This is a genomic window from Paraburkholderia silviterrae, from assembly GCF_004353915.1.
Taxonomy (GTDB): domain Bacteria; phylum Pseudomonadota; class Gammaproteobacteria; order Burkholderiales; family Burkholderiaceae; genus Paraburkholderia; species Paraburkholderia silviterrae.
Map to the genome: position 1 here is coordinate 1 of NZ_SMRP01000057.1, position 21,884 is coordinate 21,884.

The 21,884-nt window shown below is 68.1% G+C and carries 21 protein-coding genes; 12 read left to right on the plus strand and 9 right to left on the minus strand.

Going from position 1 to position 21,884, the window contains the following annotated elements:
- The 3 genes from EYW47_RS39755 to EYW47_RS39765 all read left to right on the plus strand — a co-directional run.
- The coding region (locus EYW47_RS39755; RefSeq protein ID WP_133200269.1) for an oligopeptide/dipeptide ABC transporter ATP-binding protein at positions 1–453 on the plus strand (453 nt) is incomplete at its 5' end.
- On the plus strand, positions 450–1,454 hold the full coding sequence (locus EYW47_RS39760) for a peptide ABC transporter ATP-binding protein (protein ID WP_133200270.1): 1,005 nt from the start codon (positions 450–452) through the stop codon (positions 1,452–1,454). The genes EYW47_RS39755 and EYW47_RS39760, both read left to right, overlap by 4 nt.
- A 1-nt stretch (position 1,455) precedes the next feature.
- Positions 1,456–2,766 carry a TraB/GumN family protein gene (locus EYW47_RS39765; protein WP_377785229.1) on the plus strand — a complete coding sequence of 437 codons (1,311 nt, stop codon included), beginning with the start codon at positions 1,456–1,458 and terminating at the stop codon, positions 2,764–2,766.
- Here the strand turns inward: EYW47_RS39765 and EYW47_RS39770 are convergent.
- Positions 2,747–4,906: a tetratricopeptide repeat protein gene (locus tag EYW47_RS39770; RefSeq protein ID WP_133200271.1), complete on the minus strand. Its 2,160-nt coding sequence runs from the start codon at positions 4,904–4,906 to the stop codon at positions 2,747–2,749. The genes EYW47_RS39765 and EYW47_RS39770 overlap by 20 nt on opposite strands.
- 238 nt (positions 4,907–5,144) lie before the next feature.
- On the opposite strand from EYW47_RS39770, the gene EYW47_RS39775 reads away from it, so the two are divergent.
- A complete protein-coding gene (locus EYW47_RS39775) occupies positions 5,145–5,954 on the plus strand; it encodes a glycosyltransferase family 2 protein (RefSeq protein WP_133200272.1) in 810 nt (269 codons plus the stop codon).
- A 64-nt stretch (positions 5,955–6,018) separates the two neighbouring features.
- On the opposite strand, the gene EYW47_RS39780 is transcribed toward EYW47_RS39775, so the two are convergent.
- The 5 genes from EYW47_RS39780 to pxpB form a co-directional block, all read right to left on the minus strand.
- Positions 6,019–6,972: a DUF979 domain-containing protein gene (locus EYW47_RS39780; RefSeq protein WP_133200273.1), complete on the minus strand. Its 954-nt coding sequence runs from the start codon at positions 6,970–6,972 to the stop codon at positions 6,019–6,021.
- The gene (locus EYW47_RS39785) at positions 6,969–7,760 is read right to left on the minus strand and encodes a DUF969 domain-containing protein (RefSeq protein ID WP_133200274.1); all 792 of its coding nucleotides are present in this window, start codon (positions 7,758–7,760) and stop codon (positions 6,969–6,971) included. Before EYW47_RS39785 ends, EYW47_RS39780 begins: the two co-directional genes overlap by 4 nt.
- Positions 7,761–8,020: 260 nt before the next feature.
- Positions 8,021–8,776, minus strand: a complete 756-nt coding sequence (gene pxpA, locus EYW47_RS39790; RefSeq protein WP_133200275.1) for a 5-oxoprolinase subunit PxpA — start codon at positions 8,774–8,776, stop codon at positions 8,021–8,023.
- A 202-nt stretch (positions 8,777–8,978) separates the two neighbouring features.
- Entirely contained in the window at positions 8,979–10,058 is a 1,080-nt protein-coding gene (locus EYW47_RS39795; RefSeq protein WP_133200276.1) for a 5-oxoprolinase subunit C family protein, read from the minus strand.
- Positions 10,055–10,747: a 5-oxoprolinase subunit PxpB gene (gene pxpB, locus EYW47_RS39800; RefSeq protein ID WP_133200277.1), complete on the minus strand. Its 693-nt coding sequence runs from the start codon at positions 10,745–10,747 to the stop codon at positions 10,055–10,057. The genes EYW47_RS39795 and pxpB overlap by 4 nt, the downstream gene beginning before the upstream one ends.
- A gap of 284 nt (positions 10,748–11,031) precedes the next feature.
- On the opposite strand from pxpB, the gene EYW47_RS39805 reads away from it, so the two are divergent.
- Entirely contained in the window at positions 11,032–11,544 is a 513-nt protein-coding gene (locus EYW47_RS39805) for a winged helix DNA-binding protein (protein WP_133200278.1), read from the plus strand.
- 59 nt (positions 11,545–11,603) lie between these two features.
- Here EYW47_RS39805 and EYW47_RS39810 read toward each other — a convergent pair whose 3' ends face one another.
- The gene (locus EYW47_RS39810) at positions 11,604–12,230 is read right to left on the minus strand and encodes a 5-formyltetrahydrofolate cyclo-ligase (RefSeq protein ID WP_377785266.1); all 627 of its coding nucleotides are present in this window, start codon (positions 12,228–12,230) and stop codon (positions 11,604–11,606) included.
- 8 nt (positions 12,231–12,238) lie between these two features.
- Here EYW47_RS39810 and EYW47_RS39815 point away from each other — a divergent pair, with 8 nt between their 5' ends.
- From EYW47_RS39815 to EYW47_RS39830, 4 genes are all read left to right on the plus strand, one after another.
- Positions 12,239–14,218, plus strand: coding sequence for a lytic transglycosylase domain-containing protein (locus EYW47_RS39815; RefSeq protein WP_133200280.1), 1,980 nt, complete (start codon positions 12,239–12,241; stop codon positions 14,216–14,218).
- A gap of 111 nt (positions 14,219–14,329) precedes the next feature.
- Positions 14,330–15,286, plus strand: coding sequence for a complex I NDUFA9 subunit family protein (locus EYW47_RS39820; RefSeq protein ID WP_133200281.1), 957 nt, complete (start codon positions 14,330–14,332; stop codon positions 15,284–15,286).
- Positions 15,287–15,412: 126 nt separating this feature from the next.
- Complete coding sequence (locus tag EYW47_RS39825; RefSeq protein WP_133200282.1) at positions 15,413–16,060, plus strand: glutathione S-transferase family protein; 648 nt, start codon at positions 15,413–15,415, stop codon at positions 16,058–16,060.
- The gene (locus EYW47_RS39830; RefSeq protein WP_133200283.1) at positions 16,057–17,313 is read left to right on the plus strand and encodes a multifunctional CCA addition/repair protein; all 1,257 of its coding nucleotides are present in this window, start codon (positions 16,057–16,059) and stop codon (positions 17,311–17,313) included. The genes EYW47_RS39825 and EYW47_RS39830 overlap by 4 nt, the downstream gene beginning before the upstream one ends.
- Positions 17,314–17,413: 100 nt before the next feature.
- On the opposite strand, the gene EYW47_RS39835 is transcribed toward EYW47_RS39830, so the two are convergent.
- Both EYW47_RS39835 and EYW47_RS39840 read right to left on the minus strand, forming a co-directional pair.
- Positions 17,414–17,608: a DUF2905 domain-containing protein gene (locus tag EYW47_RS39835; protein WP_028221678.1), complete on the minus strand. Its 195-nt coding sequence runs from the start codon at positions 17,606–17,608 to the stop codon at positions 17,414–17,416.
- A 27-nt stretch (positions 17,609–17,635) separates the two neighbouring features.
- Complete coding sequence (locus tag EYW47_RS39840) at positions 17,636–18,850, minus strand: class I SAM-dependent methyltransferase (RefSeq protein WP_133200284.1); 1,215 nt, start codon at positions 18,848–18,850, stop codon at positions 17,636–17,638.
- A gap of 13 nt (positions 18,851–18,863) precedes the next feature.
- Here EYW47_RS39840 and EYW47_RS39845 point away from each other — a divergent pair, with 13 nt between their 5' ends.
- The 3 genes from EYW47_RS39845 (at position 18,864) to ttcA (ending at position 21,609) form a co-directional block, all read left to right on the plus strand.
- Positions 18,864–19,802 carry an SDR family oxidoreductase gene (locus EYW47_RS39845; RefSeq protein WP_133200285.1) on the plus strand — a complete coding sequence of 313 codons (939 nt, stop codon included), beginning with the start codon at positions 18,864–18,866 and terminating at the stop codon, positions 19,800–19,802.
- A 355-nt stretch (positions 19,803–20,157) separates the two neighbouring features.
- On the plus strand, positions 20,158–20,553 hold the full coding sequence (locus EYW47_RS39850; protein WP_028221681.1) for a dihydroneopterin aldolase: 396 nt from the start codon (positions 20,158–20,160) through the stop codon (positions 20,551–20,553).
- Positions 20,554–20,556: 3 nt separating this feature from the next.
- On the plus strand, positions 20,557–21,609 hold the full coding sequence (gene ttcA / locus EYW47_RS39855; RefSeq protein ID WP_133200286.1) for a tRNA 2-thiocytidine(32) synthetase TtcA: 1,053 nt from the start codon (positions 20,557–20,559) through the stop codon (positions 21,607–21,609).
- Positions 21,610–21,884: the final 275 nt, after the last annotated feature.

Below are 21,884 nucleotides of genomic sequence, written 5' to 3' on the forward strand. Positions count from 1 at the left end.
CAGGCGCAGATCATGGAACTGCTCGTGCGCCTGCAGAAGGAGCGCGGCATGGCGCTCGTGCTGATCTCGCACGATCTGGCCGTGGTCTCCGAAGTCGCACAGCGCGTGGCCGTGATGTACGCGGGCGAGATCATCGAGACCAACCGCGTGCCCGATATTTTTTCGAGGCCCCATCATCCGTACACGGAGGCGCTGCTCGCCGCGATTCCCGAGCACAACAAGGGGGCGATGCGTCTCGCCGCGCTCCCCGGCATGGTGCCCGGCCGCGACGACCGGCCGAGCGGGTGCCTGTTCGCGCCGCGCTGCAAATACGTGGTGGACGACTGCATGAAGGCGCGGCCCGCGCTCGGCCCGGTGGCCGACCGCATCGACCAAAACGCCGGTGACGCACAGGTGCGCTGCATCAAGCCGCTGAACGCGGTGGCTCAACCCATCCACGGAGGCGCGCGATGAACGCAGTCCAGCAATCGGCGCTTCGTCACGACGACGACAAGGTCCTCGTCGCCTACGACCTCAAGAAGCACTACAGCGTCAAGCGCGGCATGTTCGGCACGGGCACCGTGAAGGCGCTCAACGGCGTGTCGTTCTCGCTTACGCGCGGACGCACGCTCGCGGTGGTGGGCGAGTCCGGCTGCGGCAAGTCCACGCTCGCGCGCCAGCTCACGATGATCGAGCCGCCCACCTCGGGCAAGCTCACCATCGACGGCGAGGACGTCGCGCACGCGAACCGCGAGAAAATCGCCGCACTGCGCCGCCGCGTGCAGATGGTGTTCCAGAACCCGTTCGCCTCGCTCAATCCGCGCAAGACCGTCGAGCAGACGCTCGGCGAGCCGCTCGCCATCAACACCAAGCTCACGGCCAGCGAGCGCGCCGACCGCATCGCGCACATGATGCGCATCGTGGGCCTGCGGCCCGAGCATGCGAAGCGCTATCCGCACATGTTCTCGGGCGGCCAGCGTCAGCGCGTGGCGATCGCGCGGGCGATGATCCTCGATCCGCAGATCGTCGTGGCCGACGAGCCGGTCTCCGCGCTCGACGTCTCGATCCAGGCGCAGATCCTCAATCTGTTCATGGACCTTCAGGAGCAGTTCCGCACGAGCTACGTGTTCATTTCGCACAATCTGGCCGTGGTCGAGCACATCGCCGACGACGTGATGGTCATGTACCTCGGCGGCGTGGCTGAGCTGGGCGACAAGGAGACCGTGATCGGACGGCCGCGCCATCCGTACACGCGCTCGTTGCTTTCCGCGACCCCCGCGATCTTCGAAGCGGACCGGCACGTCAAGATCAAGCTCGAAGGCGAGCTGCCTTCGCCGCTGAACCCGCCTTCGGGCTGCACCTTCCATCAGCGTTGTCCGTATGCGATCGAGCGGTGCCGCAAGGAAGTGCCGCTGCTTCGCGAAGTGGATGGGCGTCAGGTATCCTGCCATCGTGCAGAGGAGGTGGGGGAATAGAATGCCTGAAGCGACGGCGGCGCGTCGTTTTACGCGCCGCCCGCTAAGGGGCGGCCGTCGCGCCGCATTGAAGATACCGGGTCGGGGAGGCGCCATCGCGTTTTCATGTGCGCTGTTGTGTGCGCAGTCACGGGTGCGTTCGTGGCTGCGTGCGGCGCTGGCCGCTGCGCTCGCGCTGGCCGTTGCCCTCGGGCCTTCGCTCGACCGCCCGCTGCGGCTCGGGTGGCGGCAGGGCACGGTGCATGGCGGCACGGACCCGGCGTGGCACGCGCGGCTGGCTGCCACGTCCCTCTTCAGCGGCACCTTGCCGCACACGCGCGCGTTCATGCCCAGCGCGCTTGCCGCGGCCGCCGCCGCCAACACGCCCGGCGTACATCCCGCCATTCCCGCGCCTGGCCTGCCCGGCTTCCACTCGCCGCCCCCCATGCCGAGCTACGCGTCGGGCACGACGGCGGGCGGTCCGGTGCGCACGCAACCGGCGCGCATGCCGTTCTACGTTGCCACGCGCGGCACTACCACGATCTATCTGCTCGGCACGCTGCACGTGGGCGACCCCGCCGACTACCCGCCGAACCAGCCGTTCCGGGCGCCGATCCTCGCGGCGCTCAACGCCTCGCCTACGCTCGCACTCGAACTCTCGCCCGACGACCTGCTCGTCTCGCAGGACGATGTCTCGAAATATGGCGTGTGCCGCAAGCCCTGTCTTCAGCAGCTCCTGCCCGAGCCGCTGTGGGCGAAGCTGGCGGCGCGGCTGCGCGGCAATCCCGAGGCACTTGCCGAGATCCGCAAGATGAAGCCCTGGCTCGCCTCGCTGCTGGTGGAAACCTACGATTCGCTGAGTGCGGGCCTGCAGACCGAGTACGGCACGGAGGCGCAGTTGCAGAACGTGTTCCTGCACCTGAAGGGGCGGCGCATCGTCGGACTGGAGACGCTAGCCGAGCAGATGCGCGCGTTCACGTACCTCAACCTCGCGCAGCAGCGCGAGATGCTCGCCCAGGATCTCGCGCAGACGCCCGCGCAAAACGTCGCCGACGTACAGACGCTGCTGCGCCTGTGGCGCGTGGGCGACGCCGACGCGATCGCGGCCTGGGAGGCCGCGCGCACCGAAAAGCTCGCGCACGATCCGCGCGTGGCCGCCTCGGTGGATAACCGCATCGTCTACGAGCGCAACCGGCGCTTCGTCGCGCGCATGCAGCAGTATGCTGCGCCCAACAAGCCGCTGTTCGTTGCGATTGGCGCGCTGCACCTGGGCGGGCAAAAAGGCGTGCTCCAGTTGCTGCGCCAGCGCGGATTTACGGTCGATCCGGGCTGAGGTCCAGCTCGCCGTTTCCCGCCTGGCCGGGCGCCTCGCTGGCCACTTTTTGCGCTGCTCGTTGCGTTGCTTTTTGCGCAGGTTGTTGCGTTGCCTGTGGCGTGGCTTCGTGCGCGGGTTGTTGCGCTGCGACGTGGCTTTTCGGCGCGGATTTTCGTGCGCCCGCGCGTTTGGGCTTTTCGGTGAGCGCCTCGCACAATTCGCCGAGCGCCGTCTGCCAGTCGCCCACTTCACGCTGGCGGAAGAGCCGCGCCGTGGGATACCACGGCGAATCCGCGCGCTTTTCGAGCCAGCGCCATTCGCCGTTCGCGGGCACGAGAATCCAGACCGGCTTGCCGAGCGCGCCGGCCAGGTGTGCGACCGAGGTGTCGACGGCAATCACGAGATCGAGGTTCATGATGAGCGCGGCCGTGTCGCCGAAGTCGCGCAGGTCGTCGGTGAAGTCGTGGATCGCCGCGTCGCCGGCCAGCGCCGCGAGCTGCGCGCGGGCCGCCTCGCCCTTTTGCAGCGAGAACCAGCTGATTTTCTCGAGCGCGAAAAGCGGCCGGAACGCGGCCAGCGCCACCGAGCGGTTGCGGTCGTTGTAGAAGCCGGGATTGCCGCCCCAAACGAGGCCGATGTTGCGGTAGCCGGCGGGCTTGCGCACGGCGGTTTTTTCCCCTGCTTTTGATACCGATGTTGCGGCGGCTTCGAGCGCCGCCAGCGGGGCGTTGTCCGGCTCCTTGCCGGCCTGGCGCGCAAGATCCGCGGCCATGGCGGCCTGCACGCGCGGCTTCCACGCTTGAATGTCGACCTCGCGCGCGAACAGATAGGGCACCGTGGCCGGAACCGTGTCGAGCTCGGTGCCGCACGCGGACGGCGCGCTCATCACGTACAGCCAGTAGTCGTAATCGCCCGCCGGTGTGCCGGTCCACGCGCGATGCACACCCGGCACCGACTGCGCGAGCAATTGCAGGGTCTGCGGCACGCACACGTCCACGCTCGCGCCGCGCGCGGCAAGCGTGCTCGCGTAGCGCACGAACTGGATCTGGTCACCGAAGCCCTGCTCGTGCACGAGCAACACGCGCTTGCCCTCGAGCGGTTCGCCTTGCCACTCGGCCATGCCTTCGATATCGAACGGCGCGTAGTCGCAGGCGCGCCAGCGCCGGGCGTATTCGGCCCAGCCCTCGCGATACTCGCCGCGCTTGAGCTTGAGCCAGACGAGGTTCTGGCGTGCGTCCGCGTGCTCCGGGTCGAGTTCGAGCGCGCGCCGGTAGTAAGGCTCTTCCTCTTCGTTGCGCCCCTGCGCGCCCAGCGAAGCGCCGAGGCACACGAGATTCGCCGCGTTCGGCTCGAGCTCCACCGCCTTGCGATAGCACGTTTCCGCCGCCCGATAGTCGCCGGTCTGGCCCAGCGCAGTGCCAAGGTTCACCCAGGCGGCCGCATAGCCGGGCGCGAGCTCCACAGCCTGCCGGTAATGCGCGATGGCGGCGGCATCGTCGCCGAGTGCGCGCTGCGCGTTGGCGAGATTGAAGTGGATGGCGGCGTCGGCGGGCGCGAGCGCGAGCGCTTCGCGGTAGCTGGCGAGCGCTTGCTCGTAGCGCTGGAGCTTGGCGAGCACGCTGCCCAGATTCACGAGCGCGTTCACGGAGGCCGGCGCCAGCGCGAGCGCCGCGCGGCAGTGGCGCTCCGCGCCCGCGTAGTCGCCTGCTTCGCGCAGCGCGAGCGCGAGGTTGCTGTGCGCATCGGCGAAACCGGGGGCGAGGCGCAGCGCTTCGCGCAGGTTGTGCGCCGCTTCGGCGTGCTGGCCGAGCGCGAGCGCGGCGAGGCCGCGGTTGCTCCAGCAGACCGCATCGGCCCTGGCGTGCTCGAGCGCGCGGTCCATCAACGCCAGCGCGCCGCGATGGTCGCCGCGCTGATGACAGACGACGCCCCAGTAATGCAACGCATCGGCATGAGCCGGATCGCGCTCGACGAGCTCGCTGTAGATCGCTTGCGCTTCATCGAGGCGTCCCGCGCCATGCGCTTCGAGTGCGGCGGCGAGACGCGCGGCAGGCGAAGCGTCGGGCGCGCCGGGGTCGGTGTGCGCGGCGTATTCGTCAGGCGCGGAGCGATCGGCGGAAGCGGCGGAAGCGGTGAAACCGGAGGCGTTCGGAGTCATGGCGATGTGGCGCGGCGAGGGCGCTTGGGCGCTGGACGCGCATCTGACCGGATTGGGGAGAACCTCACAAGGTAAGGGTCCGGCCCTGCCGCATCGATAAGAAAATTCCGAAAGTGATGAAGGCAATGATCGAATCGAGAAGCGCGCCGCTTGCGGGTTCGCGCTTTAGTGGGTTTTCGATTTCGGTTCGTATGAGGCGGCTCTACGATGCACTTTTTTGTCTGTCCAGGACCGCAACATGACGACTTCACCGACCGCCAGGACCGACGCGCCCATTGTCAGCGTCATCACGCCGACCTGGGAGCGCGAGGCCATGCTGCCGCATGCGTACCGGTCGTTCGCGCATCAGGACCTGCGGGCATGCGAATGGATCGTGGTCGACGACAGCGAGCGGCCCAGCGCGTTCATGCAGGGCCTCGACGACGCGCGCGTGGTGTATCGCCATCTGCCGCAGCGCATGAGCGCCGGCGCCAAGCGCAATCTCGCGGTGGCGCTCGCGCGCGCCGAGGTCATCGCCCATTTCGACGACGGCGAATACTATGCGCCGCAATATCTGCGCACCATGTGCGCGCAGTTGACCCAGCACCGGGCGGATTTCGTCAAGCTCAGCGCGTTCTTTCTGTATAGCCGCGTGTACGGCCAGTTCGCGTGGTGGGATTTGCTGCGCAAGAGCGGGCTGCATTTTCACTGGAGCGCGCAGCCCATGGCGGCGCTCAACTTTCCCGCCGACCACAAGGCGTTTGCCGACAACCATTCCGGCTACGGCTATAGCTACGTCTACACGAAGCGCCTGTGGGCCGCGGGCCCGTTCGAATCGTGCTCGCTCAACGAGGATGGCAAATTCCTGCAGGCCGCACTCGAGCGCGGCGCGAGCCTTGCGCACTTCCCCGACGATGTCGGCCTGTGTCTGCATGTGCTGCACGGGGGCAACACGTCGGCGAGCTTTCCGCAGTACCTGCTGCCCGAGGCGCTCGTGACGCGGCATTTCCCGCAGTTCGCGCAGTTTGTCGAGGCGCTGCGCGCCGCGCCGCCCGAGCGGCAAGCGTGAGCGGAGCCGACCGGGTGCCGGCCCGTGCCGGCGCCCGGGCTAGAACCGCTGCGCCCGGGCCCGCTCAGAAACCGAGCACGTTCAGCAGCACGATGTTGGCCGCGAGTATGCCGAGCGCCGTGGGCACCTGCACGCGGATCACCGCGTTCTTGTCGGGCAGCTCCAGCAGCGCGGCGGGCACGATGTTGAAATTCGCGGCCATGGGCGTCATGAGCGTGCCGCAGTAGCCCGAGAACATGCCGATCGCCGCCATCAGCGCGGGATTCACGTGGAAGACGCCCACCAGCACGGGCACGCCCACGCCGCCCGTCATCACCGGAAACGCGGCGAAGCCGTTGCCCATGATCACGGTGAAGAGCGCCATGCCGATGCAGTAGACGGCCACGGCCACGAAGCGCACGTCCATGTTGATGTACGAGGTGCTCACGTGCGCGACCGCCTTGCCCACGCCCGCGTCCGAGAACACGAGGCCGAGCATGCCGAGCATCTGCGGCAGCACGGCGGCCCACGAAAGCGCGTCGACGAGACGGCGCGTCTCCCGCATCGACTGGCCGACGCTGTCGCGCGTAATGATGCAGGCGATGCCGAGCGCGACCACACAGCCGATGCCGAAGCCGATCAGCGTGACGTTCTTCGGATCGACGAGCGGTGTCGTGCCCACCACGAGATGGCTGGCCGCCAGGGTGAGCACGACCGTCACGGCGGGGATCGTGAGCGCCGGCACGAAGAGCTTGTTGCCGAGGCGCTTCGCGCTCGCGAGCCGTGCCTCGAGCGAGGACACCTTGGGCTTGCCGGCGGTCACGCCGCCAAAGCCGGCGTTCAGCGCCATGGCGAGCACGAGCACGCCGGCGACTTCGGCGGGGAGGCGGTCGCCGACCAGGAAGATGAGCGCATAGAGCAGCCAGAAGCCGCCCGCCGTGAAGCGGCGCGGATGCTCGCGGTCGAGCACGATCATGCCGCCGACGATCAACAGCACGACGCCGAGCAGCCAGAAGAGCCAGTTGAGCGTGATCGTCATGCTTCGTCTCCTTCGCGACCCGCGGTTGGCGCTTTGGCGCTGACTCCGGTGCTGGGCAGAGCCGCCGAGCCTGCGGGCTTGCCAACCGCTGCGTGCCGGATGCCCCCCAGCTCACGCTCGAGCTTGCGGTCGAGCAGCCACAGGCGCGTGCCGTGAATCAGGAACGCGCAGATCGCGGTGGGAATGCCCCAGAGCGCAACGTGGATCGGCTCGACGGAGACACCCGCCTCCCTGAGCAGCGTGACCATCAGCACGATCGCGCCGAACGCCACGAAGATGTCCTCGCCGAAGAACAGGCCCACGTTGTCGGTCGAGGCGGCCCAGGCGCGCAGCTTGTAGCGCACGGCGTCGGGGAGCTTGCCGAAGCGGTTCTCGGTGGCGCCTTCGGCCATCGGCGCGATGAGCGGGCGCACCATCTGCGGATGGCCGCCGAGGCCGGTGAGCCCGACGGCGGCGGTGAGCTCGCGCATGAGCAGGTAGACGATCAACAGACGCCCGGCCGTGGCCGCCTTGATCTTGCCGATCCAGATCTGCGCGCGCTCGCGCAGGCCGTGGCGCTCCGAGAGCCCGATCACGGCGAGCGGCAGCAGGATGATGAGCGGGATGTTGCGCGTCTTCATGAAGCCGGTGCCGATGGCGGCGAGGATCTTGCCGGGCGGGAACCCGGCGGCGAGGCCGGTGGCGATCGCTGCCGCGGCGACGATCAGCATCGGATTGAAGCGCAAGACGAAGCCGGCGATGATGACGGCCACCCCGATGAGCGGCCATAAGTTGACGGTGCTCTGCATCTCTTTGTCTCCATTTTATGTGCGTCGTTATTGCCGTGCCCCGGTGCGTCGTGTGCATCGGGGCGCGGTGGTGAAACGCTGCACGCACGCGTTTGGCGTGGCGCAGCGCTCTGACTGCCCGGCTCTTGGTGGCCCTGCTTTTGCCTCTGTGCTGCCTGTTTGCTACTTGTGTACGGCTTAAGTGCTGCTTATGTGCTGCTCAAGTGCTGCGAGTGTCCTTCGATGCGCGGCTCATGCGCCGGCTGCTTCGCGCGATGCGCTCAGGCCTCGGCCACGCCCGCCGCGCGCACGCCGATACCGGCCTCGTCGAGCGCCGCGCGAATGCGCCGCGCGAACTCGAGCGCGTGCGGACCGTCGCCGTGCAGGCAGATGGTCTGAGCGTTGAGCGGCACCCATGCGCCGTCCACGGCCTGCACGCGCTGCTCGCGGATCATCGCGAGCGTGCGCGCGAGCACGGCGTCTTCATCGTGGAGCAGGGCGCCCGGCTCGCTGCGCGGCACGAGCGAGCCATCGGAGCGATAGCCGCGATCGGCGAACACTTCCTCCACGGCCACGAGCCCCGCCTCCCGCGCGGCGACCACGAGCCCGCTGCCCGCGAGTGCGAACACCGTCATCGAGGGATCGAAGTCGTGCACGGCGGAGACGATCGCGTCGGCGATCTTCGCGTCGCGCGCGGCCTGGTTGTAGAGCGCGCCATGCGGCTTCACGTGCGCGATGCGCCCGCCTTCGGCCTGTGCGATCGCCGAGAGCGCGCCGAGCTGATACAGCACGCCCGCGTAGATTTCCTCGGCAGGCAGGTCCATCTCCTTGCGGCCGAAGTTCTCGGGGTCGTTGAAGCTCGGGTGCGCGCCGATCGACACGCCTTTCTCCACGGCCCAGCGCACGCACTCGCGCATCGCGTTGGCACCGCCCGCGTGCCAGCCGCACGCGATGTTGGCCGAGCTCACGAGGTCGAGCAGCGCCTCGTCGGAGCCGCAGCCTTCGCCGAGATCGGCGTTCAGATCGATGGTCGTCATGGTGTTGCTCTCCGTATTGCCTGGCGCCCGCTCATGCCTGGCTGTGCGTGGTTCTGCCTGGTTCTGCCTGGTTGTGCCGCGCGCTTCGATGCGGCGCTCGCGCCCAGTGCCTCGCTCGAGGCCTTGCGGGTTGCCTGATGGTGATTGGTTTCGCGACGTCGGGCGCGGTGGCCCGCAGCGCCGGAAGTTTGTGCCGTCCGCGTCATGCGCCCAGACCCTGCGCGCTCGCGCTGCGTGCGCGCCGGCTGGCGTGGCGCTCGTCCTGCATGGCGATCGCGGTATCGATCTGCCGCAAGTAGGCCTGTTCCTCCAGTAGCGCGCGGCGCGCGACGGCCGCCGTCGCCTCGACGAAGCGCAAGCCCGCTGTGAGCCGCACCTGCGCGAGCTTCCACAAATCGGCCCGGATCACAGCGCCGATCTTCGGATAGCCGCCGGTGGTCTGCGCATCGCTCATCAGCACGATGGGCTGGCCATTCGGCGGCACCTGGATCGTGCCGGGCAGCACGGCGTGCGAGAGCAGGTCGGTGCGCGCCGCGCGCTCGAGCGGCGTGCCCTCGAGCCTGTAGCCCATGCGGTTGCTGTTGGGCGTGACACGCCATTCGTCGGACCAGAAAGCGCGCTGCGCCTCGGGCGTGAAGCTGTCGTACTCGGGGCCGCGCAGCACGCGCACGGGCACGGCCCACAACATGCCGTCCGGATGGCGGCCGCGCCGGTGAGGCGCTTCCTCGGGGTACACGAAGCTGCATTGCGAGGGCGCCTTCACCCCGAACGGCGGCGCACCGGGCGCGAGCGACGCGCGCTCGCCGCCCGCGGCGAACGAGGCGCCGGTGGCAAGGCGGTCGCCGTCCTTGAGCGCGCGGCCCGCGAGCCCGCCGAAGCCGGCCGAAAGGTCGGTGCTGCGCGAGCCGAGCATCGGCAGGACGTCGATGCCGCCCGCGACGCACACATAGGCGCGCATGCCGCGCTTCGCGCCATTGAGCACGAGTGCTTCGCCCGCCGCGACCGGCAGGCTCCACCACGACCACACCGGCTTGCCGTCGAGCGTCGCGCCGAACTCGGTGCCGGTGATGGCCACGCGCGTCGCGCGCGCGAAGCGCAGCGCCACCGGGCCAAAGGTGATTTCGAGCCCCGCCGCGTCGTGCCGGTTGCCGACGAGGCGGTTGCCCACTTCGAGCGCGAGCGTGTCCAGGGCGCCGCCGGTGGCGACGCCGAGATGCCGGAACCCGGGCCGGCCGAGATCCTGGACCGTGGTGAGCAGGCCTGCGCGCAGGACTTCGATCATGCGTGGGTCTCCTCGACGGGGGTTTCGCTGATGCTCGCGATGACAAAGCGCACGCGGTCGCCGGGCATGAGCAGCGTGGGCGGATTGCGCGCGGGATCGAACAGGGCGAGCGCGGTGCGGCCGATCAGCTGCCAGCCGCCGGGCGCCTGCGCGGGATAGATGCCGGTCTGCTCGCCGCCGATGCCCACCGAGCCGGCGGGGACAGCGAGGCGCGGCTCGCGCCGGCGCGGCGTGTGGAGCACGGCGTCGAGTCCGCCGAGGTAGGCGAAGCCCGGCTGAAAGCCGAGGAAGAACACGGTGTAGACGCCCGCCGCATGACGCGCGGCGACATCGGCGGGTGCGAGCCCGGTGTGCTGCGCGACGGCGGCGAGATCGGGGCCCGCCGCGCCGCCGTAGCTCACCGGGATCTCGACTTCGCGGCCCTCGGGCGCGGCCTGCGCTGCGTCCTCTGCCTCGTGCCATGCCGCTTCGAGTGCGGCGGCGAGCGCCTCGGCTTTGGCGGCGAGCGCATCGAAGGTGATCGTCAGATTGTTCATGCCGGGCACGACTTCGCGCACGGCGTCCCAGCCGCGCGCGTGCGCGGCCACGGCCCAGATGCGGCGCTGGATCTCCAGCGTGGCGGGCGGCGGGGTCTCGCAGACGAGGGCCTCGTCGCCGAGGAAGTAAATACGGGGAGCAGGATTGCGCATGGTTTCAGGAGCCGGTGCCGGGCACGCAGCGGGGCAAGTAACGGGTCAAACGACGGGTCAAACGACGGGTCAAACGACGGTGCGAACGATTGTGCAGATTGTGCAAACGGATGGGCAAACGAGTATGCAAACTGCGCAGCGGCACCGCGCCCGGCGACCGGTTTTTGTCAGTGTACATTCTCGACAATTTATCGATAAATTCTCAATGAGCGTTTGTGCCAGGCGCGACGCGCGTGCGGCGTCACTACACTGGCGGCACACCGTTTCGACCACAGGTTTGAGTCATGTCGCGCCAGCCGACCAAGATCGTTTCGTCCGAGCATCTCGTCTCCGAGACGAGCGCCGAGCTCTCCGAGCTCGAGTACGCGCTCATCATGGCAAGCAATGCGTTCAACCGCTGGATGGTGCGCTGCATGTCGGCGGCGGGCGCGAAGGACATGACGCCGATCGAGGTGTCGCTGCTCCATCACGTGGGTCACCGCGAGCGCCGCAAGAAGCTCGCCGACATCTGCTTCGTGCTCAATATCGAGGATACGCACGTCGCCACCTATGCGCTCAAGAAGCTGGTCGCGCGGGGCCTCGTCCAGAGCGAGAAAAGCGGCAAGGAAGTGTTCTTTGCGGTGACGCCGGCCGGGCGTGAGCTGTGCCTGCGCTATCGCGACGTGCGTGAGAGCTGCCTGATCGCGACGCTCAAGGAGAGCGGCCTCACCAATCAGCAGATCGGCGACGCGGCGCAATTGATGCGCAATGCGTCAGGACTCTACGACACGGCGGCGCGCGCGGCGGCGTCGCTCTAGGCACCCGCCGCGCCCGCCCGGGCAAGCCGGGTCCGGGCCGTGGTGCCGGTCAGCGAATCTCAACGCGCGGCGAGACGACCTGCGAGATGCGCGCCGGCTTCGGTGACCACGGCGTCGAGCGGCAAGTCGTGCGCGCCGCGCTCGGGCACGCCCTCGTCGATACGGCACGCTTCATAGGCGATGCCCACCGTGAGCGGCAACGCCTCGCCGGGCCAGGCGGCGAGCGTGCGGTCGTAATAGCCGCCGCCATAGCCGAGCCGGTAGCCTTCAAGGTCGAATCCGAGGCAAGGCACGAGCAGCAGGTCGGGCAGGGCCGCTTCCGGCGAGGCCGGCTCGGGAATGCCGTGATGACCTTCACGCATCGGCGCGCCCGGGGTCCAGAAGTAGAAGTGCAGCGGCGCGTGGCGCTCGGCAATGGCGGGCAGCGACGCGCGGCGCGACACATCGGCAACCAGCCATGAAGCGATCCATTCGCGCGCGTCGAACTCCCCAGGCAAGGGCCAATAGAAGCCGATCGAACGAGGCGCGAGGCGGCCGATGAGGGCGTCGAGATGAGCCTCCAACGCCGCGTTGTTGCTCGCCCCGGAAGAGGCCGCAAGACGCACTGCGCGAAGTCGTGAACGCCACGCCTTTTTGGATTGAGCCGTGGGGTTGCATGCTATGCTTGGGTTCACCTCGCGCTCCAGAAATAACGATGTCTAAACGCCTTGTCCGAGTATATCGCGCGGTCGGTCTTGCACTGGCCGCCGCGGCACTCGTCGCGTGCAGCACGGCCGATGCCGTGCGGCCCGTCGCCCTGCCCGTGGGGGCCGCTCTGGCGCCCGACGATCAAACCTTCATCCAGCTTCGCGAAGCCGCGCGCAATAACGATGCTGCGCGCGCCGCGCAACTCGCTGCGACGATTCCGGATTATCCCGCGCCGTCCTACCTCGAATACTTCCAGTTGAAACCGCAACTGTTCGATTCGCAGGGTCACGCGCGCGTGGACGCGCCCGACGCGCCGGTGCTCTCGTTCCTGCAGCGTCACGACGGCGAAGCCATCGCCGACCGCTTGCGCAACGACTATCTGCTCGTGCTCGGCGCGCGCCACGACTGGGCGAATTTCGACCAGCAATACCCGCGCTTCGTGCTCAACGACGACACGCAGGTGAAGTGCTACGCGCTGGAGTCGCGCGCGGCGCGCGGCGAAAACGTCGCCAACGATGCGCGCGCGCTGCTCACCGAGCCGCGCTATTACGGCGACGGCTGCGTCGACCTCATCACCGCGCTCGCCATCAAAGGCCAGTTCTCGAGCGACGACGTCTGGCAGCAGATCCGCCTCGCCTACGAACAGAACCAGACCTCGACGGGCGCGAAGCTGCTCGACGGCCTCGCGCAGCGCCCCGACCCCACGGCGTTCAGCCAGGCGGTCAGCACGCCGCCGCTCACGCTCGCGCGCGGCGTGGGTGCGGATCCGCAATCGCATCAACTCGCGCTGCTCGCGCTCACCGTGATGGCGCGCAACGACCCCGCCGTGGCAGCCACCACGTTCGCGGCGGTTGCGCCTTCGCTCACCTCGCCCGAGCGCGGGATCGGCTGGGGCACGATCGGCTATCAGGCCGCGCTCAAGCGCATGCCGGGCGCGCTCGACTGGTATCGCCTCTCGGCCAACGCGCCGCTCTCGAATCCCGCCTGCGAATGGCGCACGCGCGCGGCGCTGCTCGGCGGCGACTGGACCATGGTGCGCTGGTCGATCGAGCAGATGCCCGCGGCGCTGCGTGCGCAACCCGCATGGGTCTACTGGCACGCGCGCGCGCTCAAGCAGGCGGGCCAGGCCGATCTGGCGAACCAGGAGTTCGCGTCGATCTCGCAGGGCTATAACTTCTACGGCCAGCTTGCGACCGAAGAGCTCGGCCAGAAAATCACCATCCCGCCGAAGACCACGGTCACCGACGCCGAAATCGCCCAGGTCGCGCAGACGCCGGGCTTCGCGCTCGCGCAGCGCTTCTATGCGCTGAACCTGCGGCTCGAAGGCAACCGCGAATGGAACTGGCCGCTGCGCGGCATGAGCGACCGCCAGCTGCTGGCCGTCGCCGAATATGCCAGGCGCATCCAGCTGCTCGACCGCACCGTCAACACCGCCGACCGCACACAGACCGAGCACGACTTCTCGCTGCGCTATATCGCGCCGTTCCGCGACGTGGTGGAGCGCGACGCGCAAACCAACGGCCTCGACGTCGAATGGGCCTACGGCCTCATTCGCCAGGAGTCGCGCTTCATCCTGAACGCGCGCTCGGGCGTGGGCGCGAGCGGCCTCATGCAGATCATGCCGGCCACGGCGCAGATGGTGGCGAAGAAGATCGGTATCGGTCCGCTCTCGAACGATCAGCTCAACGACCTGAACACCAATATCCTGCTCGGAACGAACTATTTGTCGATGATCTACAATCAGTTCGACGGCTCCGCCGTGCTCGCCACCGCGGGCTACAACGCCGGACCGGGGCGCCCGCGCCAGTGGCGAGCTTCCTTGCCGCGCGGCGTCGAGGGCGCCATCTTCGCGGAAACCATCCCGTTCCAGGAAACCCGCGATTACGTGAAAAACGTGTTGTCGAACACGGTCTACTACGCGGCGCTGTTCGAGGGCCGTCCGCAATCGCTGAAGGCGCGTCTCGGCTATATCTCGCCGCTGCAGTGAGCGTCATGCGGCGCCGCTCGCGTGAGCCGCGCCGCTGCGCGAACCCGCCCCCGTGCGGCACCCGGCCCACGGCGCGGGCGTAAAGCACGAGGATGCACGAGGAGGTCGAAGATGAGACATCAAGCCATCGCGGTCATCGGCGGTTCGGGATTCATCGGCAGCCAACTCGTCAACGCGCTCGTCGAGGCGGGCAAGGACGTGCGCGTCGCCACCCGGCGGCGCACGAATGCCCGCCACCTCACCCTGCTGCCCGTCGACGTGATCGAAGCCGACGTGACCGATCCGGTCGCCCTCGCGGGCCTCGTCGAGAACGTCGACGCCGTCATCAATCTCGTCGGCACGCTCAATGGAGGGCACGGCACGCCCTACGGCCCGGGCTTCGCGAAGCTGCACGTCGAGCTGCCCACGAAGATCGTCGCCGCCTGCGAGGGCAAGGGCGTGCACCGCTTGATCCACGTGAGCGCGATTGGCGCCGACCCGCGCGGGCCGAGCATGTATCTGCGCTCCAAAGGCGACGGCGAGAAGGCCGTGCACGCCTCTACCGCGCTTGCCACGACGATCTTGCGCCCGTCCGTCGTGTTCGGCCCGGACGACACCTTCCTCAACCGCTTCGCGGTGCTGCAAAAGCTCCTCCCGATGATCCCGCTCGGCATGCCGGACGCGAAGTTCCAGCCCGTCTATGTGGGCGACGTGTCGAAGGCGATCGTCAATGTGCTCGATCTCGACGCCGCGAGCGGGCACACTTATGAAATCGGCGGCCCGACGGTCTACACGCTCGAGCAGCTGGTGCAGTACTGCGGCGAGGTGGTGGGCCGTCACGCGCGCATCGTGCGGCTGCCCGATGCCCTCGCGCGGCTGCAGGCGCTCTCGTTTGAAATGGCGCCCGGCGTGCCGGTGCTCACGCGCGACAATCTCGATTCGATGAAAGTCGACAGCGTGCTCAGCGGGCCGCTCGCGCCCGAGCTGGGCGTGGAGCCCGCGAGCATCGAGACGATCGCGCCGCTCTATCTCGCCGATGCCTCGCTGCGCTCGCGCCTGAACATCTTCCGGGCGAGCGCGCACAGGTAGGCATACTGCCCGGCGCGGCAGCCAGATAGCGGTACCAGCAGACGTACCAACGAAGCGGGCCACGCAGCCGGGCACCCGCCCGGGCGCGTGGCGCGTCCCAACTTTGACTCTTTATTCACGGTGAATATGAAGCTCGTTATTGGAGACAAGAATTACTCGTCGTGGTCGATGCGCCCCTGGGTGCTGATGACGCATTTCGGCATTCCGTTCGAAGAGGTGCTGATCGAGCTCGACCGGCCCGAAACGAAGGGTGCGATTCTCGAATTCTCGGCATCGGGCAAGGTGCCTTGCCTCGTCACCGACGACGGCCTCGCCGTCTGGGACTCGCTCGCGATCGCCGAAACGCTCGCCGAGCGCTTCCCGCAGCACGGCCTGTGGCCGCGCGACGCGAACGCACGCGCGCGTGCGCGCAGCGTGAGCGCGGAAATGCATTCGAGCTTCGCCGATCTGCGCTCGAACATGCCGATGGCGATACGCACGTCGAAGCCCGGCGCGGGCGCCACGCCCGGCACACTCGCCGACATTGCGCGCATCGACGCGCTGTGGAGCGCCTGTCTCGACGCCAGCGGCGGCCCGTTCCTGTTCGGCGAATTCAGCATCGCCGATGCGATGTACGCGCCGGTCGTGATGCGCTTTAACAGCTACGCACCGCAGCTCTCGCCGAAGGCGGCTGCCTATGCGGCGCGCGTGAGCGCCTCGCCCGCCGTGGCGGCGTGGATCGAGGCCGCGCGCAAGGAAACCCGCCGCATCGAGCACGACGAACCCGACGCATGAAGATTTACGTGGTAGGCGGCGCGATCCGCGACGAGATGCTGGGCCTGGCCGTGCGCGACCGGGATTACGTGGTCGTGGGCGCGACGCCCGAGCAGATGGCCGCGCAGGGCTATCGTCCGGTGGGCAAGGACTTTCCGGTGTTCCTGCATCCGCAGACCCAGGAGGAGTACGCGCTCGCGCGCACCGAGCGCAAGACGGCGGCGGGCTATCACGGCTTCCAGTTCTTCTACGCGCCCGACGTCACGCTCGAGGAAGATCTCGCGCGCCGCGATCTCACGATCAACGCGATGGCGCGCGAGGTCCAGCCCGGCGGCTTGCTGTCCGGGCCCGTGGTCGATCCGTTTGGCGGTGCGAACGATTTGCGTGAGCGTGTGTTTCGTCACGTGAGCGACGCGTTTCTCGAAGACCCGGTGCGCATCCTGCGCGTGGCGCGCTTTGCGGCGCGCTTCGCCGATTTCACGGTCGCGCCCGAGACCATGGCGCTCATGCAGTCGATGGTGGCCTCGGGCGAAGTCGACGCGCTCGTGCCCGAGCGCGTCTGGCAGGAAGTCGCGCGCGGGCTCATGGAGGACAAGCCCTCGCGCATGTTCGCGGTGCTGCGCGAATGCGGCGCACTCGCGCGCGTGCTGCCCGAAGTGGACAGTCTCTTCGGCGTGCCGCAGCGCGCCGACTATCACCCCGAGGTCGATACCGGCATCCACGTGATGATGGTGATCGACCATGCCGCCGCGCAGGGTTATGCGCTGCCGGTGCGCTTCGCCGCGCTCACGCACGATCTCGGCAAGGCGACCACGCCCGAGGACGTGCTGCCGCGCCACATCGGCCACGAAGGGCGCAGCGTCGACCTCCTCAAGCCGTTGTGCGAGCGCCTGCGCGTGCCCAACGAATGCCGCGACCTCGCGCTAGTGGTGGCGCGCGAGCATGGCAACGTGCATCGCGTGATGGACATGGGCGCGGCCGCGCTCGTGCGCATGCTCGAGCGCAGCGATGCCCTGCGCAAGCCAGCCCGCTTCGCCGAAGCGCTGCAGGCTTGCGAGGCGGATTTGCGTGGGCGCCTGAACTGGGAAAACGCGCCTTATCCGCAGGCGGAGCGGCTACGCGTGGCGCTCACCGCGGCGCGCGGCGTGGATGCGGGCGCGATCGCGCGCACCATCACCGAAGCGGGCGCGGGCAAGAACGTTGCCGAGAAGATCAAGGAAGCGGTGCACAGCGCGCGCGTTGGCGCGGTGGAAGTGGCGCTGGCCGCCGGGTGACATGGCCTGTCACGCTGAAGCTCGAAACGGCGCACCTGTGCGCCGTTTTCACATCCGGCGCCCACCCCGGCACCCGTCGTTTTACCGATGCGTCGAGCGTTCAGAGCGCGCGCACGAGAAACGAAAGCGCCATCGAGAGCACGAGTGTCGACATGAACGGCAGCGGATATTCGCGGCCGAACAGGCGCAGCGTGATATCGCCGGGCAGCCGGCCGATACCGAGCTTCCTGAGCCACGGCTGCGCGCTGGAGAGAATCGCGACGGCGATGAAGGTGGTCAGGAACCAGCGGATCATGGTCGGCCCGTAGTGAATGGATGACGCTCAGAGCGTGTGGCTGCGGTCGCCGCGCGCGAACGCGGCGATCGTCGTATCGATACCGCGCGAGAACGCGATCACCTTGAAGAGCTCGCCCATCTCCGCCTCCGAGACGAGCTTCTGCACCGCGTTCGCAGCCGGCAAAAAGCGCGCGGCGTCGTGCGGATCGATCTCGCCTAGCACCTCGGTGATACCGGCGTTCATCAGGAAGCGCGCCTGCGAGGTATAGCCGAGCAGGTCCGCGCCCGCTTCGACGCCGGCCTGCGCGATGCCGCTGAATTCCACGTGAGCGGTGATGTCCTGCAGGCCGGGGTAGAGGAACGGGTCGCCATGCGCGCGGTGGCGGTAGTGGCACATCAGCGTGCCCTGCACGCGCTGCGGATGATAGTACTCGCCACGCGGGAAACCATAGTCGATGAAAAACGCCGCGCCGCGCACGAGCATCGTGCAGATCGTGCGCGTGAAGGCGAGCGCGGCCTCGTGCGTTTCCGTCACATAGTCTTCACTGCCATCGATCTCAGCGAGCACGCTGCCGGGCACGCTCTGCGCCCAGTCGGCGTCCAGGCCGCTCATGGCTGGCCGGTCCGAGAACTGGAACGCGCCGTCGCCGTTAACGTTCACGCCGCGCTCGTGCCACACGGCATCCTTGCGCGCAAAGAGGCGCACCGGCATTGCGTCGAGCACTTCGTTGCCGATCACCACGCCCTCGAACTGCGTGGGCAGCGCGTCGAGCCACTGCACGCGAGCGGCCAGATGCGGTGCGAGCCGCTCGATCGTCTCGCGCTGGCGCTCGCGCAACTCGCCCGAAAGATCGACGATGGCGTACGTTTCGAACGGCACGCCAAGCGCCTCGAGCGCGAGCATCACGCCAGCCGCGAGCCGCCCTGTGCCTGCGCCGAACTCCATGAGCGCGCGCGTACCGCTCGCCGCGAGCGCTTCGCCCACGGCACGCGCGAGCGTGGCCGCGAAGAGCGGCGACATTTCAGGCGCGGTCACGAAGTCGCTGCCGTCGTCGGCGAAAAGCCCGAACTTGCGCGCGCCACCGCTGTAATAGCCGAGCCCCGGCGCGTAGAGCGTGCGCTCCATATAGCGGTCGAACGGCAGCCAGCCGCCCGCCGCGGCGACTTCGGCGCGCACGGTTGCGGCGAGCGCCTCGGACTGCGCGAGCGCGATCGGCTCGGGAACAGGTAAACTAGCGGGTTCGTGAGCTTTCGGATTCATCCCGGCATTGTAAATGAGCGCAATCGGTGCAACATCGGGCATCGGCCCGTCCGGCGGGGTTTCGAACGCGGCTGGGCACGACTTGCCGCGCACGGCGCCGGGCAAATTGAAATCCGACCCCGCATCGAACGTGAACCCGTCATCTGAATCGCACGCGCATTCGGGCGCCAGCGCAGTTGCGCGCGTGATCCTCGTGACAGGCGGCGCGCGCCGCATCGGCCGCGCGTTCTCGCTGGGCTTTGCCGAACGCGGTTGGGACGTCGCGGTGCATTACGGCGACTCGCGGGCAGAGGCCGACGAGGTTGTCGAGCAGATTCGCGCCATGGGCCGCCGCGCGGTCGCGCTGCACGCGGACCTGGCCAACGAGGCGCAAGTGGCGCGCCTCGTGCCGGATTGCGCCGCGGCGCTCGGCCTGCCCGCGTGCGTGCTGAACAACGCATCGCGCTTCGAGGAGGACACGGCGCGCGACGTCGGCTATGCAAGGCTGCAGCATCTCATGGCGATCAACGTGGGCGCGCCGCTCGTGCTGGCGCGCATGCTGTGGGAAGCGACACCCGAAGCCGCGCTGCACGACGAATCGCTGCGGACCTGTGTGATCAACGTGCTGGATCAGAAGCTGTACAACATGAATCCGGACTACTTGTCGTATACGCTGACCAAGGCCGCGTTGCAGAACGCCACCGTCGCGCTCGCCCAGGCGCTCGCGCCGAAAATGCGCGTGGTGGGTCTCGCGCCCGGTCTCACGCTGCAGTCGGGCGACCAGACGCCGGAGAGCTTCACCGCCGCGCACAAGGTGACGCCGCTTGGCCGCGCGTCGCGTCCCGCCGATCTCGTGGAGGCCGCGCTGTATCTCGCGCAGGCCGCGGGCGTGACCGGCACGACGCTGGTTGTCGACGGCGGCCAGCACCTCGTGCCGCTGCCGCGCGACGTGATGTTTTTGACAGGCGCCTGAGCGTCGAAGATGTGGGTTGTGTCGGTCTTTGAACGCAACCGCAGGAAACGCAACTAAATGCAATTGCCGCTGCCTGTCCGCACGCGCATGCAAGCATGCGCCGGAGCGGGCAGGAGCAGCCGGGCATGGCGCGGCCTCGCCAAGACAGTGGCGAGGCCGGCCCCAAAAAGCCAACGAGGCCAGAAAGACCCCAAAGGCCCGCCGGCAAAGGAATCAACCGGGCTCAACCGGCCCGGACCCGCGCGAGGGTGCGCGCAATGCCGCCGCCCGAACGCTTTGAGGATCAACCGTATGACCCGCCGGGCGCTGGCGCCCGTGCGCCAGGCAACGCACGCTTTTATCGACTGGAACGAACATGTCCGCCGTACTCCTGCATCCCCGGCTCGCCGATTGCCGCCGGCTTTTCTTGCGCAACTACGAAGTGCACATCAACATCGGTGTGCATGACTTCGAAAAACGCGGCGAACAACGCGTCGTCATCAACGTCGACCTGTTCGTTCCGCTCGCGTCGACCACGCCGCACGAAGACAAGCTGCGCGAAGTCGTCGATTACGACTTCATGCGCGCGACCGTCGCCGCACGCGTGGGCCAGGGCCATATCCATCTGCAGGAGACGCTCTGCGACGACCTCGCCGCCGCGCTGCTCTCGCACGAGTTGGTGCGCGCCGTGCGCGTGTCGACCGAAAAGCCCGACGTGTATCCGGATTGCGACGCGGTGGGCGTCGAGGTCTTTCGCATCAAAGAGGACTGATTCATGAACGCCCCCGAAACGCTGGCCGCCGCGCAGGCCGCGGGCACTGAAGTGAGTCCCGCAGTGAGTCCCGAAGTGAGCCCGGAAACGGGCCCCGAAGCCGCAGACGACGCTTCCTGCGAAGCAACCGGCCGCCGCGCGCTCACGCGCCGCGAGCAGAAGGAAGCCTACGAGAACAACAAGCTGTACAAGCGCATCGTGCGCCAGGTCGGCCAGGCGATCGGCGACTACAACATGATCGAGGACGGCGACAAGGTGATGGTGTGCCTCTCGGGCGGCAAGGACAGCTATGCGATGCTCGACGTCCTGATGCGCCTGCGCGAGCGCGCGCCGATCAATTTCGAGATCGTCGCGGTGAACCTCGACCAGAAGCAGCCCGGCTTCCCCGAGCACGTGCTGCCCGAATACCTCGACAAGCTGGGCGTGCCGTACCACATCGAGAACCAGGACACCTACAGCATCGTCAAGCGCCTCGTGCCCGAGGGCAAGACCACCTGCTCGCTGTGCTCGCGCCTGCGCCGGGGCATTCTGTACCGCGTGGCGGGCGAGCTCGGCGCGACCAAGATCGCGCTCGGCCACCATCGCGACGACATCCTCCAGACGCTGCTCCTGAACCTCTTCTACGGCGGCAAGCTCAAGGGCATGCCGCCCAAGCTGCAGTCGGACGACGGCAAGAACATCGTGATCCGGCCGCTCGCCTACGTGAAGGAAACCGATCTGGAGAAGTACGCCGAGCTGCGCGAATTCCCGATCATTCCGTGCAACCTGTGCGGCAGCCAGCCCAATCTCAAGCGCGCCGAAATGAAGGCGCTGATCCGCGAGTGGGACAAGCGCTTCCCGGGCCGCGTGGAGAACATGTTCAACGCGCTCGGCAACGTCGTGCCCTCGCACCTGATGGACGCCACGCTCTTCGGCTTCAAGGATCTGCGCGCGACAGGCGTGGCCGACCCGGCAGGCGATATCGCGTTCGACGAGGAGCCGTGCTCGACCGATTCTGCCGATATGGCCGCCGGCGACGGCGCGGCGCTGAAGTTCACGCCGCTCGACGAGCTCTGAAACATGCCGCTGGCGGCGTAGCCTCGAAGCCGCTTGCAAAACCGAGTCGGACCCCAGGGCGGCCAGCCATGGCCGCCTTTTTTGCGCCTGTCGCAAGTGTGTAAAAGAGTGTTCGGTGGTGCGGCAAACGCCCGCCGGCAGGCGGTGCTGGGGATACCCCCCATGCTAAAATCGTGCGCTTCATTCCCTCTTAAGTCACCGATGCAATGAACATCGTGATCCTCGCGGCAGGCATGGGCAAACGCATGCACTCCGCACTGCCGAAAGTGCTCCAT

What these genes read in the sequence shown, in the direction of transcription:
- EYW47_RS39760 (WP_133200270.1), top strand. Translation starts at nt 450, where the DNA reads ATGAACGCAGTCCAGCAATCGGCGCTTCGTCACGACGACGACAAGGTC.
- EYW47_RS39765 (WP_377785229.1), top strand. Translation starts at nt 1,456, where the DNA reads ATGCCTGAAGCGACGGCGGCGCGTCGTTTTACGCGCCGCCCGCTAAGG.
- EYW47_RS39770 (WP_133200271.1), bottom strand. Translation starts at nt 4,906, where the DNA reads ATGACTCCGAACGCCTCCGGTTTCACCGCTTCCGCCGCTTCCGCCGAT.
- EYW47_RS39775 (WP_133200272.1), top strand. Translation starts at nt 5,145, where the DNA reads ATGACGACTTCACCGACCGCCAGGACCGACGCGCCCATTGTCAGCGTC.
- EYW47_RS39780 (WP_133200273.1), bottom strand. Translation starts at nt 6,972, where the DNA reads ATGACGATCACGCTCAACTGGCTCTTCTGGCTGCTCGGCGTCGTGCTG.
- EYW47_RS39785 (WP_133200274.1), bottom strand. Translation starts at nt 7,760, where the DNA reads ATGCAGAGCACCGTCAACTTATGGCCGCTCATCGGGGTGGCCGTCATC.
- pxpA (WP_133200275.1), bottom strand. Translation starts at nt 8,776, where the DNA reads ATGACGACCATCGATCTGAACGCCGATCTCGGCGAAGGCTGCGGCTCC.
- EYW47_RS39795 (WP_133200276.1), bottom strand. Translation starts at nt 10,058, where the DNA reads ATGATCGAAGTCCTGCGCGCAGGCCTGCTCACCACGGTCCAGGATCTC.
- pxpB (WP_133200277.1), bottom strand. Translation starts at nt 10,747, where the DNA reads ATGCGCAATCCTGCTCCCCGTATTTACTTCCTCGGCGACGAGGCCCTC.
- EYW47_RS39805 (WP_133200278.1), top strand. Translation starts at nt 11,032, where the DNA reads ATGTCGCGCCAGCCGACCAAGATCGTTTCGTCCGAGCATCTCGTCTCC.
- EYW47_RS39815 (WP_133200280.1), top strand. Translation starts at nt 12,239, where the DNA reads ATGTCTAAACGCCTTGTCCGAGTATATCGCGCGGTCGGTCTTGCACTG.
- EYW47_RS39820 (WP_133200281.1), top strand. Translation starts at nt 14,330, where the DNA reads ATGAGACATCAAGCCATCGCGGTCATCGGCGGTTCGGGATTCATCGGC.
- EYW47_RS39825 (WP_133200282.1), top strand. Translation starts at nt 15,413, where the DNA reads ATGAAGCTCGTTATTGGAGACAAGAATTACTCGTCGTGGTCGATGCGC.
- EYW47_RS39830 (WP_133200283.1), top strand. Translation starts at nt 16,057, where the DNA reads ATGAAGATTTACGTGGTAGGCGGCGCGATCCGCGACGAGATGCTGGGC.
- EYW47_RS39835 (WP_028221678.1), bottom strand. Translation starts at nt 17,608, where the DNA reads ATGATCCGCTGGTTCCTGACCACCTTCATCGCCGTCGCGATTCTCTCC.
- EYW47_RS39840 (WP_133200284.1), bottom strand. Translation starts at nt 18,850, where the DNA reads ATGAATCCGAAAGCTCACGAACCCGCTAGTTTACCTGTTCCCGAGCCG.
- EYW47_RS39845 (WP_133200285.1), top strand. Translation starts at nt 18,864, where the DNA reads ATGAGCGCAATCGGTGCAACATCGGGCATCGGCCCGTCCGGCGGGGTT.
- EYW47_RS39850 (WP_028221681.1), top strand. Translation starts at nt 20,158, where the DNA reads ATGTCCGCCGTACTCCTGCATCCCCGGCTCGCCGATTGCCGCCGGCTT.
- ttcA (WP_133200286.1), top strand. Translation starts at nt 20,557, where the DNA reads ATGAACGCCCCCGAAACGCTGGCCGCCGCGCAGGCCGCGGGCACTGAA.